The sequence below is a fragment of the Aquipuribacter sp. SD81 genome, from assembly GCF_037153975.1.
Taxonomy (GTDB): domain Bacteria; phylum Actinomycetota; class Actinomycetes; order Actinomycetales; family JBBAYJ01; genus Aquipuribacter.
Map to the genome: position 1 here is coordinate 17,709 of NZ_JBBAYJ010000033.1, position 13,020 is coordinate 30,728.

Here is a 13,020-nt window from a genome sequence, read left to right on the forward strand (position 1 = left end):
GCGTAGCCTGCTCCCACGTGAAGACGTTCGAGGACCTGTTCGCGGAGATCAGCGACCGGGCCGCCACCCGCCCCGAGGGGTCGGGCACCGTCGCGGCGCTCGACGCCGGCGTGCACGCCATCGGCAAGAAGGTGGTCGAGGAGGCGGCCGAGGTGTGGATGGCCGCCGAGCACGAGTCCGACGAGGCCCTCGCGCTGGAGGCGAGCCAGCTGCTCTACCACCTGCAGGTGCTGCTCGTGGCGAGGGGCCTCACCCTCGCCGACGTCTACCGCCACCTGTGACCGAGCTGACCCTCTCGAGGAGCCCCCTGCCATGAGCACCCCGTCGACCGGGACGAGCCTGCGCGTCGCCGTGCCCAACAAGGGCTCGCTGTCCGAGGCCGCGCACGACATCCTCGCCGAGGCCGGGTACCGGCGCCGCCGCGACCCGAAGCAGCTGCGCATGGTCGACCCCGACAACGACGTCGAGTTCTTCTTCCTGCGCCCGCGCGACATCGCCGTCTACGTCGGCTCCGGCACCCTCGACGTGGGCATCACGGGCCGCGACCTCATGATCGACTCGCAGGCGCCCGCGCGGGAGGTCCTGCCGCTCGGCTTCGCGCGCTCCACCTTCCGCTTCGCCGCGCCCGCGGGCGGGCCCCGCACCGTCGAGCAGCTCGTGGGCTGCCGCGTGGCGGCGGCCTACCCGGGGCTCGTGCGCACGTGGCTCGCGGGACGCGGCATCGACGCCGACGTCGTCGGGCTCGACGGGGCGGTGGAGTCCGCGGTGCAGCTCGGCATCGCCGACGTCATCGCCGACGTCGTGGAGACCGGCACGACGCTGCGCAACGCGGGCCTGGAGGTCTTCGGCGAGCCCCTGCTGGAGTCCGAGGCCGTCCTCGTCGTGCCCGACGGCAGCCAGCCGGACCAGGTCGCCCACCCCGGGGTAGAGGTCCTCGCGCGCCGGCTGACGGGCGTCATGACCGCGCGGCGCTACGTCCTCATCGACTACGACGTGCGCAACGAGCTCGTGCAGCAGGCCGCGGCGGTCACACCCGGCCTGGAGTCGCCGACCGTCTCGCCGCTGCACGACTCCGGCTGGTCGGCGGTGCGCGCCATGGTCCCGCGCAGCGACACCAACCGCGTCATGGACGAGCTGTACGAGGTGGGGGCGCGCGCGATCCTCGTCACGGAGATCCACGCGTGCCGGCTGTGAGCGACCCGCGGTGAGCGACCGCGCCGCGGAGCGGGCGCGGCTGCACCGCCCGCTCCGCCCGCGGGCCGGCCGCTGGGTGCCGTACGTGCTGGCCGTCGCCTGGCTCGTGGTCTTCGGCGCGCTCGCGGCCGGCTTCCCGCCCTACCCGGGCCTGACGGTGCCGGACCGGGTCGGCTTCCTCGTGGTGGCCGGGGCCGGCGTGTGGCTGCTCGTCCGCTTCGGTGCCGTCGCGGTCCTGCCGGCCGAGGACGGGCTCGTGGTCCGCAACGTCCTCACGACCCGGCGGCTCGCGTGGGCGCAGGTCGTCGGCGTGCGCTTCGGGAGGGACTCGACGTTCGGCCGTCTCGACCTGTCCGACGGGACGACCGCGACCGTCCTCGCCCTGCAGACCGCCGACGGCGGGCACGCCTCGCGCGAGGCGGTACGCCTCGCGACCCTCGTCGAGCTGCACGCCCACGGCGACGGCCGACCGGGCTGACCCACCGCCGGTGGGACGCCCTCAGGTGTGGTTGACCCGCCGGTCGCCCTCGGCCACGCGCCGGTCGACCTCCGTGGACTCCATAGGCGTCGGCTGGACCGCGTCCATGGCCGGGAAGTCCTCGAGCGTGCCGTACTCCTTGCTGTCCCAGTCGCGGAACGTCAGGTCGGTCTGCAGGTAGACCGCGAGCAGCTCCGCGAGGTGGCACAGCCCGTCGAGGTGGGTGCGCTCGTGACCGTGGGAGGAGTCGAGGCCGAACCCGAGCAGGGCCGTCCGCGCCTCCACGCCCGCCTCGACCGCGGGCGCGGCGTCGGAGCGGTACACCCGGTACACGTCGCGGACGGCGGGGATGCGGTGCTCCTCGGCGAGCGCGAGCAGCCGGCGCGTGAGGTGGAAGTCGTGGGGGCCGGTGGAGTCCATCATGGCGACGCTCACCGCCTCCTCCCGGGACTGCTGCCCGGGGGCGACGACGCCGTTGTCGACCGCGACGATCTCGGCGGTGCCGGAGTCGAAGCCGTGGGTCGCGCCGTGGCCGACCTCCTCGCCGATGGTGACGAGCAGCCGCGCGGTGACCGGCGGGGTGATGCCCGCCTCGGTGAACGCCTTGAAAGCCGCGAGGCAGGCCGCGAGACCCGCCTTGTCGTCGAGGTGGCGGGACTTGACGTAGCCCATCGGCGTGATCTGCGGGCCGGCGTCGAGCGCGACGAAGTCGCCCACCTGGACGCCGAGCGACATGAGGCCCGCGACGTCGTACACGGGCGCGTCGATCCGGACCTCGACCTGGTCCCAGCCGATCGCGGCGACGTCGATCTCGTCGCCGTACGTGTGCCCGCTCGACTTCAGCGGCAGGACGGTACCGGTGTACGTCTTCTCCGGGTCGTCGGTGAGCACGGTGACGTGCGCGCCCTCGGCGAAGCGGGCCGAGTGCGTGCCGACCGACATGACCTCGAGGCGGCCGTTCTCCTTGAGCCGCTTCACCATCGTCCCGATCGTGTCGGCGTGGACGACGACGGCGCGGTTCACGTCGTCGCGACGGCCGGGGACGGTCGCGCGCAGCACCCCGCGCCGGGTGATGTCGAGGTCGACGCCCATCTGCGACAGCAGGTCGCCCACGCGCTGCATGACGGCGTCGGTGCGCCCGGACGGGCTGGGGATGCACAGCAGCTCGAGCATGACGTCGCGCAGGTACTCCGCGTCGATGTCGAGGCGGACGGGACGGACGGTGCGGCGCGTGGCGGGGGAGGTGCGGGTCACCGTGCGATCGTCGCAGACGCGTCGGGCTGCTCCGTCACGTCCGCCCCGTCAAGGCCGCCCCGTCACGGCCCGGCCCGTCACGGGTGGTCGTCCGCCCGCGGCTGGGCGGTGCCCGGGAACAGCAGGTCGACGAAGCGCTGGGCCGTCGGGCGCGGCTCGTGGTTGGCGAGCCCCGGCCGCTCGTTGGCCTCCACGAAGGTGAAGCCGTCGGCCGCCGACGGCGACGGGACGAGGAAGTCGACGCCCGTGACGGGGATGCCGATGACCTGCGCGGTGCGCACCGCGGCCTCGCGCAGCGCGGGCGACAGCTCGTCGGTGCAGTCCTCGATCGTGCCGCCGGTGTGCAGGTTGGCGGTCCGCCTCACCTGCAGGTGCTCGCCCTTCGGCAGGACGTCGTCCATCGACCAGCCGGCGGAGCGGACGACTGCCTCCGTCGTCGCGTCCAGCGGGATGCTCGACTCCCCGCCGGTGGCCCGCTGGCGGCGCCGCGAGAGCGCCCCGACGAGCTCCGCGACGCTGTCGCGGCCGTTGCCCACGACCGTCGCCGGGCGACGGACGGCCGCCGCGACGACCTCGTCGTCGATGACGAGCACCCTCAGGTCCTCCCCGGGCACGCGCTCCTCGAGCAGCACGTCCGGGCACAGCGCGTACGCCGTCGCGACCGCCTCCCGCAGCTCCTCGGCCCCGTCGACACCCACCGTGATGCCCTTGCCCTGCTCGCCGCGGGCGGGCTTGACGACGACGTCACCGACCTCGTCGAGGAACGCCTCCTCCGCCTCGCCGACCTCGCCGCCGAGCACCTCGTGGCCGCGGGCGACCGGCACCCCGGCGCGCTGCAGCAGCCGGCGGGTGACGCGCTTGTCGTCGCAGCGGCTCATGGCGACCGCGCTCGTCAGCTCCGACAGCGACTCGCGGGTCAGCACCCGGCGTCCGCCGTGGGTGAGGCGCATCTCGCCCCAGCGCCCGTCCGTCACCTGCACCCGGATGCCGCGGCGCAGCGCCTCCTCGGCGATGATCCGCGCGTACGGGTTGAGGTCGTCGATGGAGTCCGGCCGGGGCGCGAACAGCGGCTCGTTGATGGGGTTCTTGCGCTTCACGCACACCGAGGCGGTCCGGACGAAGCCGAGCTTCTCGTACAGCGCGAGGGCCGAGGTGTTGGACGCGAGCACCGACAGGTCCATGAACGAGCGGCCGCGGGCCTGGTAGCGCTGCGCGAGCGTGCGGGTGAGCGCCTCGCCGACACCCGGCACGCGGGCCTGCGGGTCCACCGCCAGCGCCCACAGGCTGCTGCCGCCGTCCGGGTCGTCGAAGGCGAGCACGTGGTCGACGCCCGTGACGGTGCCGACGATCGCGCCCGTCGTCGTGTCCTGCGCGACGAGGTAGGTGAACGTGCGCGTGCGCTGGTTCGCCCACAGCACGTCGACGTCGCCGGTCACCATGCCGACGCTCGCGCAGATGCGGTTGGCCTCCAGCAGCTCCTCGCGCGCCCCGACGGTGCGCACGAGCAGGCCGCGCGTCGGCGTGGTCTGGCGCCGGTAGCGGTGCAGCGGCAGGCGGAGCGTGTAGCTCGGGTCGATGAACAGCTCGGTGGGGGCGAGGCCCACGAGCACCTGCGGGTCGGGCGGGTAGATGCAGATGTCCCGTTCGCCGGTCTCCTCGCTGCGCAGCGCGTCGAGGATCCCGGTGAGGTCGTAGAAGGTCTGGCCGAACACGAGCCGGCCCCAGCCCATGTCGACGAGGACGTCGCGCTGCATGTCCCGGCGCAGGTGGTCCGGCACGGGGGTCCACGGCTGGGAGGTGATGCCCGGCCGTCCGCGCAGGCCGGCGACGCGCGGGCGACGACGGCTCGACACGTCGCTCACCCCACCTCGTGGGCCTGCAGCCACCACTCGAGCAGCCCCAGCTGCCACAGCTTGTTGCCGCGCAGCGGCGTGAGCTCGGCGTTCGGGTCCGCCATGAGCTGCTCGACGTAGTCGTCGCGGAACAGCCCGCGGGAGCGCGCGGCCGGGGCGTGCAGCGCGTCGCGGACGACGTCGAGCACCTTGCCCTGCAGGTGGGTGATCGCCGGCACGGGGAAGTAGCCCTTGGGGCGGTCGATGACCTCGCGCGGCACGACGCGGCGGGCCGCCGCCTTGAGCACGCCCTTGCCGCCGTCGGCGAGCTTGTGCTCGGGCGGGCACATGGCGGCGAGCTCGACGAGCTCGTGGTCGAGGAACGGCACGCGGGCCTCCAGCCCCCACGCCATCGTCATGTTGTCGACGCGCTTCACGGGGTCGTCGACGAGCATGACCTCGGTGTCGAGGCGGAGCGCGGCGTCGACCGCGGTGTCCGCCCGGCCCTGCGTGAGGTGGTCGCGGACGTAGGCGAACGACGGCCCGTCCGGGTCCGCGGCGTTCATCGCCTCGTACACGGCGGGGGAGACGACCCGCGCCATGGCCGCGTGGTCCCGGTCGAAGAACGCCTTCGCGTACGCCTCGGGCGCGTCCTCCACCCGCAGGCCCTGCAACGGCGGGTACCAGTGGTAGCCGGCGAAGACCTCGTCGGCGCCCTGCCCGGACTGCACGACCTTGATGTGGCGGGACACCTCGCGGCTCAGCAGGTCGAAGGCCACGACGTCGTGGCTCACCATCGGCTCGGACATGTTCGTGATGGCGTGCTCGAGGGAGCCGACGAGCTCGTCCTGCCCGACGCGGATGCGGTGGTGGTTCGTGCCGAAGCGCTCGGCGACGACGTCGGAGTAGCGGAACTCGTCGCCCTCGCGACCGGCGACCGCGTCGAAGCCGATGCTGAACGTCGCGAGGTGGGCCTGGCCCTGCTCGGCGAGCAGCCCGACGACGAGGCTGGAGTCCACCCCGCCGGACAGCAGCACCCCGACGGGCACGTCGGCGACCATGCGCCGGCGCACCGCGGTGCGCAGAGCCTCGATGGTCGCGTCCGTCCAGTCGTCGAACGACCAGCCCGCGTGCTCCTCGCGCCGGGTGTAGTCCGGCGACCAGTAGCGGGTGTCCTCGTACGTGCCGTCGGGCTCGTACACGCGGACCGTGGCCGGGGGCATCTTGCGGACGCCGTTGAGGATCGTGTGCGGCGCGGGGACGACCGCGTGCCACGACAGGTAGTGGTGCAGCGCGACGGGGTCGATGCTCGTGTCGACGTCGCCGCCCGCGAGCAGCGCCGGCACGGTCGAGGCGAAGCGCAGCCGGTTCCGCGTGCCGGTGCCGCGCGACAGGTACAGCGGCTTGATGCCGAGCCGGTCGCGCGCGACCACGACCCTGCCGGTGTCGCGCTCGGAGATGACGACGGCGAACATGCCGAGGAGGCGGTCGACCCAGCGCGTGCCCCACTCCGCGTAGCCCTTGAGCACGACCTCGGTGTCGGAGGTGGAGAAGAACCGGTGCCCGAGGCCCTCGAGCTCGGCGCGCAGCTCGCGGTAGTTGTAGATCATCCCGTTGAAGACGGCCGCGAGGCCGAGGTCGTTGTCGACCATCGGCTGCGCGCCGCACTCGGACAGGTCGATGATCTTGAGCCGCCGGTGGCCGAAGGCCACGCGGCCCTGCGACCAGATGCCGTTGCCGTCCGGCCCGCGGGGGGTCATGACGTCCGCCATCCGGACGACGGCGCCCACATCGGCGAGCGAGCCGTCGAAGGTGATCTCACCGCTGATGCCGCACATGGCCCCTACCCTTCCGAATGGGCGGCCCCGGCGCACAGCCGGGTCGGTCGGTGGGCGCGTCGCGCCGACCGTGCTGCTTGCGGCCCGGTCGGCCTCAGGCCGGGCCGAGCAGGTCCCGGGCCTGGCCCGGCCACGTCGCGAAGGTGGGGGAGCGGCGCAGGCCCGCCGCGTCGAGGGCGTCGCCGACCTGGGCCGCGGACGCCTCCGACAGGGCGCGCAGGTCGCCGATGCCGGCCGCGGCGAGGGCCTCCGCGGAGCGGGTGCCCACCCCCTGGACGCGTGTGAGGTCGTCCCCGACCGACGCCGTCGCCGACTCGGGGGCGGTCGCCGTGGCGAGGGACGGCGGGGCGGCGGGCTCGTCACGGCCGTCGTCGTCCGGCTCGACGCGGTGCACCGCGCGGGAGGCCGGCGGTCCGGGGGACTGGCTGACGGAGGTGCCGGGCGGCCCGTCGTCGTCGCGCCGCAGCCACACGAGGACCCAGCCGAGCCCGAGCAGCCCCGCGAGGGACAGCAGCACGAGCAGCGGCACGCGCCACCAGCGGCCGGGGCTCGGGGACTCGCGTCGCAGGCTCATCGGCCCAGCCTAGGCACGACGCCGCCCGGTGTCCCGGCGCGGCGCCGACGGTGTCAGAAGCCCTGCACGGCGGCGAGGGCGACGGGGCCCACCCGGGCGGTGCGCTCCAGGCGCGCGACGGCCCCCGGCGTCTCCTCCTGCAGGTCGCCCGCGGCGGCGAGCGGCCCGAGGGCCCGCACCCCGCACACGACCGCGGGCAGCACCTGGACCGGCAGCGTGAGGTCCGCGGAGGCCGTCGACGGCGTCACCGTCGCCTCCCCGGTCTCGTCGACGTCGAGGAGCCACCGCCCGCCCGCGGGTCCGTCCGGGTCGTGGACCTCCAGCACGGAACGGCCGGGCGCGCCCCAGCGACGCGCGGTCAGGAGCCGTACGGGGTCGAGCACGCGCCACCAGTGCCCGTCGTGGACGGTCGTGCGGACCACCCGCAGGTCGCCGACGAGCGTCCGGAGCAGGTCGTGGGGCGTGCGGTGGCCGACCGAGACCGTGCGCACGAGGTCGAGGTCGAGGACGGTCCGCCACAGGGCGGCCGCGGCCTCGGGCCGCAGGGCGGTGAGGTCGTCGACCGTCGCGGTGTTCGCCGGGCCCTCGTCGTCCCACTTCCCCTCGAGCCGCACCCGGGCGTAGCCGTCGACGGTCCCGTCTGCCGCCTCGTGGACGAGCTGCAGCCGCGGTGGGGCCGGGGCGTCGGCGCCGGGGGAGGGCAGCCGCTCCGCGAGCCGCTGCCACGACATCTCGTTGCGGCCGACCGCGCCCGGCATGCGGAGCCTGGCGGCCTCGAACAGGTCCGGTCCGACCCGCAGCAGCTCGTCGTCGTCGGACAGCCGCACGCGGCCCGCGTCCGGTCGCGGCCGCAGCCGCACCGCCCTCGGGTCGAGGCGCAGGTCGGCGACCTCCGTCGCTACGCCGTAGCCGAACCGGCCGTAGATCGGGACCTCGCTGGCGAAGAGCGTGGCGAGGACCGCGCCCCGCTCGCGGGCGTGGTGCAGGCAGTCGGCCATGAGCGCGGTGAGCACGCCGCGGCGACGGTGGGTCGGGCCGACCGCGACCGAGCTGACGAGCTCGGAGTCCACGGAGCGCACGTCGGCGTCGTCGTGGCCGGTCGCCGCGCCGCCGGGGACGGCGCTGGTGCCGGCCCACGAGCGGAACGTCGCGACCCAGCGCCCGCCGTCGCGGACCCCCGTCAGCCGCTGCTCGCGGTAGGGCACCTGGGCGGCCCGCGTCTCCTCGGGGGTGCTGCCCGGCATGCCGAAGACGTCGGTGAAGCCGCGCCGCCACGACGCGAGCTGCTCGACGTCCTCGACGTCGGGGGAGGAGATGGTGAGGCCGGTCGGCAGCGTCGTCACCGGCGTGACGCTAGGGGCGGGCGCCGCCGCCCGTCACGCCGGTTTCGCGAGGAGGTACGCCGCGCACGGTCCCGTCAGAGGCGGTGCGGGGTGCGGCCGTCGGGACCCAGCACGACGTGCGCCGCGTCGTCCGGGCGCTCGCGGTACAGGTAGCGCTCCTCCTGGTCGGCCCACCGGTCCCAGTGCGGCCGGTAGGCGTCGCCGTCGCGCAGCATCGCCCGCTCGTGCCGCACGGCCTCGGGGACCTCGAGCCACACGACGAGGTCGGCGTGCAGGCGCGCCGCGCGCGACGCGCAGCCGACACCCTCCACGAGGACGACGTCCCGCGGCCGCACGGTCAGCTCCGGGCCGGGCGTGCCGGTGGACCACCGCCACGTCGGCAGCAGGGCCGGCCGGCCCGCGCGCAGCTCGGGCAGGACGTCGTCGGCGAGGGTGCGCACCGCCGGGTCGAGGCCGTCCCAGCCGGGGTAGATGCCGTCCATGTGCACGACGCCGACGTCGACGTCGCTCTGCCGCAGCGCCCGGGCGAGGAACCGCGCGAGCGTCGTCTTGCCACTGCCGCTGCGACCGTCCACGAGCACGACCGCCGGGGGCCGGTCGGCCCGCTCCTGCACGGCCCGCAGGACCTTGGGCAGCAGCACCGCCGTGCCGCGGACCGCGCCGCTGCGGGTGGTCCGCTCGGCGTCGAGCACCGCGTCCACGGCAGCGTCGACCGCCTCGTCGCGCTCCTCCGCCCCGGCGCCCACCACGCGGACACGGTAGTTCGACCGGGACCGCACGCAGGACGTCGGTCCCGGGGGTGGGACCCTGGCGGTGTGACCGGCCCGCTCGTCGCCCTCCTCGTCGGCGGGGCCACCGTCGTCATGGTGTGGGGGCTGGTGGCGGCCCGCCGCGACCGGGCGCCGGGGCGTGCCCTGCTGCTGCTGTCGGCCGCCCTGGGCGCGCTGCTGCTCGTCCAGGCCCTCGTCGCCGTCGTGCTGCTCGTGGACGGGACCGAGCCGGTCGGCTCGACCGTCCTGTTCGTCAGCTACCTCGTGACGGTCGTGCTCGTGCTGCCGGGCGCCGTCGGCTGGGTCGCGCTCGACGAGCCGGACCGCTGGAGCAGCGCGGTGCTCGCCGTGGCCGGGCTGACCGTCGCGGTCATGGTGCTGCGGCTGTGGTCGCTGTGGAGCGGCGTGCAGCAGATCGGCGCACCACCGGGGGCGTGAGCCTCACGCGGGGTCGGGCACGTCACGCACGACGAGCCCGACCAGCCGCTCGCGGCGCACCCGCTGGACCAGACCGAACAGCCGGAACTTCCAGCCGTACGTGCGCACGAGGGCCGCGCGGACACGGGGCAGGTGCTCGTCCCCGACGACCGTCACCACGCCGCGCACCTCCGCACCGGTCGGCGTGCCGCGGGCGGTGCACGCCGCGAGCGTGACGCCGGGTGTGCGGCGGGCCCGGCGGACCTTCCACGCCTCGGCGTCGCTCACGACGACGAGGGCGTCGCCGTCGGGCGCCGCCCACACCGGGGTCGGCTTCGGCCGGCCGTCGGCGGTGAACGTCGTCAGCAGCACGTACTCGCTGCCCGCGAGGTCGCCCACCCGGGCCGGCTCGGTCCCGCGCGTCATGACGGGGCACGCTATGCCCCGTGACCGTCGAGGACCAGGCGCCCGGTTCGGGTGCGGCACGGGCGACCCGCTCCGGCCCGGGCAAGGTGCTCGTCGCGCTGTACGCCGTCCTCGCGGTCGGCGCGACGAGCCGGTCGGTGTACCAGGTCCTCACCAAGTTCGACGAGGCGCCGCTGGCGTACGTCCTCACGACCGTCGCGGCGGCCGTCTACGTCCTCGCGACCGTCGCCCTGGCGGTCGACCGGGCGTGGGCCAGGCGCCTCGCGTGGTGGACGGTCGGGACGGAGGCCGTCGGCGTGGTGGTGGTCGGGGCGTTCAGCTTCGTGCGGCCCGACCTGTTCCCGGAGCCGACCGTGTGGTCGCACTTCGGCAGCGGCTACCTGCTCATCCCGCTGTGGCTGCCCTTCGCCGGGCTGTGGTGGCTGCGGCGGACGCGCGCGTGAGGGGGACGGCCGGCTCACCCGTGCTCGTGGTGACGGGCGGGACCCGCGGCATCGGCGCGGCCGTCGCGCACCGCGCGGTCGCGGCCGGCTGGCGGGTGTGCGTGACGTGGCGGGACGACGAGGCGGCGGCGCGCGACACCGTCGGTGCGCTGCGGGCGCTCGGCGGGTCGGTCGTGGACGTCCGCGCCGACCTCGCCGACGACGGCGCCGCCGAGGCCGTCCTCGACGCGGCCGCGGTCCTCGGGCCCGTCACGCACGTGGTCGCGAACGCGGGCACGACGGGCCGGCTCGGGCGGCTCGTCGACACCGAGGCCGCCGTCGTGCGCCGGGTCGTCGACGTCAACGCGACGGGCACGCTGCTGCTCGCCCGCGAGTGCGTGAGCCGGTGGGAGGCCGTGGGCACGCCCGGCGTGCTCGTGACGGTGTCGTCGGTGGCGGCGCAGAGCGGCGCGCCGGGGGAGTACGTCGCCTACGCCGCCTCCAAGGCGGCCGTCGAGGCCCTGACCGTCGGGCTGGCGAAGGAGGTCGGCCCGTCGGGCATCCGGGTCGCGTGCGTGTCGCCCGGCACGACCCGGACGGGCATCCACGCGGCCGGCGGCGAGCCGGGCCGCCCGGACCGCGTGGCACCGTCGGTGCCGCTGCGGCGCGCGGGGGAGCCGGACGAGGTCGCGGCCGCGGTGTGGTGGCTGCTGTCGGACGAGGCGTCCTACGTGAGCGGTGCCGTCCTGCGGGTGTCCGGGGGGCTCTGACTCCCACGGGACCGTCGGTGGTCGCGCCTAGCGTCCGGTCATGACGACCCTCACGGACAGGCCGGGGACGGCGCTCGTGGTCATCGACCTGCAGAAGGGCGTGGTGGGCGCCGCGCACGAGCGCGACGCCGTCGTCGCGGCGGTCGGCTCGCTGGTCGAGCGCGCCCGTCGCGAGCGGGTCCCGGTGGTGTGGGTGCAGCACTCCGCCGACGACCTGCCGCGGGGCAGCGAACCGTGGCAGCTCGTGCCCGAGCTGGCGGTCGCCGACGGCGAGCCGGTCGTGCACAAGCGGCACGGTGACTCCTTCGAGGCGACGGACCTCGAGGACGTGCTCGCGCGACGTCGCGTCGGCCGGCTCGTGGTGACGGGGGCCCAGAGCGACGCGTGCATCCGCTCCACGATCCACGGCGCCTTCGTGCGCGGCTACGACGTGACGCTCGTCGCGGACGCGCACACGACGGAGGACCTCACCGAGTGGGGGGCGCCGCCGCCGGCGGCCGTCGTCGCCCACACCAACCTGTACTGGCGCTTCCAGACCGCCCCCGGCCGCACGGCCGAGGTCGTGGAGAGCGCCGACGTCGACCTCGTCCGCTGAGCCGGTCGTCCACAGCACACGGTCAGGGTGGCGGCTGTCGGACGGCTCACGTAGAATCGAACACGTGTTCGAGTCCGGTGCAGCCGCTGAGGTGCTCGCGGCTGCCACCGCCCTCGCGGGGCTGGGACCGGCGGTCGACGACGCCGCGCGCGTCGACCGGATCCGCGCGTTGGAGGAGCTGAAGGCGGCGGCTGCGGCGGCGCAGGCGCGTGATGCGGCGGACCTGTACCGGTCGCGGTGCGAGGCGGAGGCGGCGGCGGGGGTGCCGGCGCGGGAGCGGGGTCGGGGCGTCGCGTCGGAGGTGGCGTTGGCGCGGCGGGAGTCCCCGCACCGGGGCGGTCGACACCTCGGCCTGGCCCGGGCCCTCGTGGACGAGATGCCGCACACGCTGGCCGGGCTCGAGGCCGGCCGGATCAGCGAGTGGCGTGCGACGCTGCTCGTGCGCGAGACCGCGGTGCTGGCCCGCGCCGACCGCGAGGCGGTCGACGAGGAGGTCGCGGCCGGCCTCGACGAGCTGGAACGGCTGGGGGACCGGGCGCTGGTGGCCCGCGTGCGCCAGGTCGCCTACCGCCTCGACCCCCGCTCGGTGGTCGAGCGTGCCCGCCGGGCCGAGGGCGAACGGTGCGTCACCGTCCGCCCCGCGCCGGACACGATGGCCTACCTGACGGCGCTCCTGCCGGTGCGCCAGGCGGTGTCGGTCCAGGTCGCGCTCCAGCGCTCGGCCGAGACGGCCCGCTGCGCGGGGGACGAGCGCAGCCGGGGGCAGGTCATGGCGGACGCGCTCGTCGGTGCCGTCCTCGGGTCCGCCGGTGCGACGCCGGTGGCTGCGGTGGCGCCGGTGCCGTCGGCGCCCGACGTCGCCGTCCAGCTGGTCATGACCGACCGCGCCCTGCTCGGCGGCGACGACGAGCCCGCGCGGCTCGACGGCATCGGCACGGTGCCGTCGGCGTGGGCGCGGGACGTCGTCGCCCGCACGCTGGAGGAGGACGGGAGGGTGTTCGTGTCCCGGCTGCTGCTGGACCCGCTGGGTGCGGTGGTGGCGTCGGAGTCCCGCGCCCGCTGCGCCCCGCCGGGCCTGGCGCGGCTGGTCCGGCTGCGCGACGGCGG

Annotated in this window: 15 protein-coding genes; 8 read left to right on the forward strand and 7 right to left on the reverse strand. The window is 75.6% G+C overall.

Translation table 11 applies throughout. The features are described 5' to 3' along the window. Window positions 1-17 precede the first annotated feature (17 nt). From WAA21_RS16320 to WAA21_RS16330, 3 genes are read left to right on the forward strand one after another with little or no spacing between them, the layout of a single operon-like run. A complete protein-coding gene (locus tag WAA21_RS16320; protein ID WP_336923901.1) occupies window positions 18-281 on the forward strand; it encodes a phosphoribosyl-ATP diphosphatase in 264 nt (87 codons plus the stop codon). 31 nt (window positions 282-312) lie between these two features. Further along, on the forward strand, window positions 313-1,194 hold the full coding sequence (hisG, locus tag WAA21_RS16325; RefSeq protein ID WP_336923902.1) for an ATP phosphoribosyltransferase: 882 nt from the start codon (window positions 313-315) through the stop codon (window positions 1,192-1,194). A gap of 10 nt (window positions 1,195-1,204) precedes the next feature. Then, complete coding sequence (locus WAA21_RS16330; RefSeq protein WP_336923903.1) at window positions 1,205-1,672, forward strand: PH domain-containing protein; 468 nt, start codon at window positions 1,205-1,207, stop codon at window positions 1,670-1,672. Window positions 1,673-1,693: 21 nt separating this feature from the next. On the opposite strand, the gene WAA21_RS16335 is transcribed toward WAA21_RS16330, so the two are convergent. From WAA21_RS16335 to WAA21_RS16360, 6 genes are all read right to left on the reverse strand, one after another. Next, window positions 1,694-2,926 (reverse strand): osmoprotectant NAGGN system M42 family peptidase, encoded by a 1,233-nt coding sequence (locus tag WAA21_RS16335; RefSeq protein WP_336923904.1) that lies wholly within the window; start codon window positions 2,924-2,926, stop codon window positions 1,694-1,696. 77 nt (window positions 2,927-3,003) lie between these two features. Beyond that, the gene (gene ngg / locus WAA21_RS16340; RefSeq protein ID WP_336923905.1) at window positions 3,004-4,788 is read right to left on the reverse strand and encodes an N-acetylglutaminylglutamine synthetase; all 1,785 of its coding nucleotides are present in this window, start codon (window positions 4,786-4,788) and stop codon (window positions 3,004-3,006) included. Continuing rightward, entirely contained in the window at window positions 4,785-6,596 is a 1,812-nt protein-coding gene (locus WAA21_RS16345; protein ID WP_336923906.1) for an N-acetylglutaminylglutamine amidotransferase, read from the reverse strand. The genes ngg and WAA21_RS16345 overlap by 4 nt, the downstream gene beginning before the upstream one ends. 94 nt (window positions 6,597-6,690) lie before the next feature. Beyond that, window positions 6,691-7,170, reverse strand: a complete 480-nt coding sequence (locus WAA21_RS16350; protein ID WP_336923907.1) for a hypothetical protein — start codon at window positions 7,168-7,170, stop codon at window positions 6,691-6,693. 53 nt (window positions 7,171-7,223) lie between these two features. Further along, a complete protein-coding gene (locus WAA21_RS16355) occupies window positions 7,224-8,513 on the reverse strand; it encodes a GNAT family N-acetyltransferase (protein WP_336923908.1) in 1,290 nt (429 codons plus the stop codon). A gap of 74 nt (window positions 8,514-8,587) precedes the next feature. Beyond that, on the reverse strand, window positions 8,588-9,262 hold the full coding sequence (locus tag WAA21_RS16360; protein WP_336923909.1) for a hypothetical protein: 675 nt from the start codon (window positions 9,260-9,262) through the stop codon (window positions 8,588-8,590). A gap of 66 nt (window positions 9,263-9,328) precedes the next feature. On the opposite strand from WAA21_RS16360, the gene WAA21_RS16365 reads away from it, so the two are divergent. Beyond that, window positions 9,329-9,721, forward strand: coding sequence for a hypothetical protein (locus WAA21_RS16365; RefSeq protein WP_336923910.1), 393 nt, complete (start codon window positions 9,329-9,331; stop codon window positions 9,719-9,721). Between the two features lie 3 nt (window positions 9,722-9,724). On the opposite strand, the gene WAA21_RS16370 is transcribed toward WAA21_RS16365, so the two are convergent. Beyond that, window positions 9,725-10,126 carry a PPOX class F420-dependent oxidoreductase gene (locus tag WAA21_RS16370; protein ID WP_336923911.1) on the reverse strand — a complete coding sequence of 134 codons (402 nt, stop codon included), beginning with the start codon at window positions 10,124-10,126 and terminating at the stop codon, window positions 9,725-9,727. 20 nt (window positions 10,127-10,146) lie between these two features. Here WAA21_RS16370 and WAA21_RS16375 point away from each other — a divergent pair, with 20 nt between their 5' ends. The 4 genes from WAA21_RS16375 to WAA21_RS16390 all read left to right on the forward strand — a co-directional run. Further along, window positions 10,147-10,569: a hypothetical protein gene (locus WAA21_RS16375; protein WP_336923912.1), complete on the forward strand. Its 423-nt coding sequence runs from the start codon at window positions 10,147-10,149 to the stop codon at window positions 10,567-10,569. After that, window positions 10,566-11,318: an SDR family oxidoreductase gene (locus WAA21_RS16380; RefSeq protein WP_336923913.1), complete on the forward strand. Its 753-nt coding sequence runs from the start codon at window positions 10,566-10,568 to the stop codon at window positions 11,316-11,318. Before WAA21_RS16375 ends, WAA21_RS16380 begins: the two co-directional genes overlap by 4 nt. 40 nt (window positions 11,319-11,358) lie before the next feature. Further along, window positions 11,359-11,913 carry an isochorismatase family protein gene (locus WAA21_RS16385; RefSeq protein WP_336923914.1) on the forward strand — a complete coding sequence of 185 codons (555 nt, stop codon included), beginning with the start codon at window positions 11,359-11,361 and terminating at the stop codon, window positions 11,911-11,913. 64 nt (window positions 11,914-11,977) lie between these two features. After that, a partial coding sequence (locus WAA21_RS16390; RefSeq protein ID WP_336923915.1) for a DUF222 domain-containing protein occupies window positions 11,978-13,020 on the forward strand: 1,043 nt, incomplete at its 3' end.

Coding starts and splice junctions, on each gene's coding strand:
- WAA21_RS16350 (WP_336923907.1), bottom strand. CDS start 7,170: ATGAGCCTGCGACGCGAGTCCCCGAGCCCCGGCCGCTGGTGGCGCGTG.
- WAA21_RS16370 (WP_336923911.1), bottom strand. CDS start 10,126: ATGACGCGCGGGACCGAGCCGGCCCGGGTGGGCGACCTCGCGGGCAGC.
- hisG (WP_336923902.1), top strand. CDS start 313: ATGAGCACCCCGTCGACCGGGACGAGCCTGCGCGTCGCCGTGCCCAAC.
- WAA21_RS16345 (WP_336923906.1), bottom strand. CDS start 6,596: ATGTGCGGCATCAGCGGTGAGATCACCTTCGACGGCTCGCTCGCCGAT.
- WAA21_RS16385 (WP_336923914.1), top strand. CDS start 11,359: ATGACGACCCTCACGGACAGGCCGGGGACGGCGCTCGTGGTCATCGAC.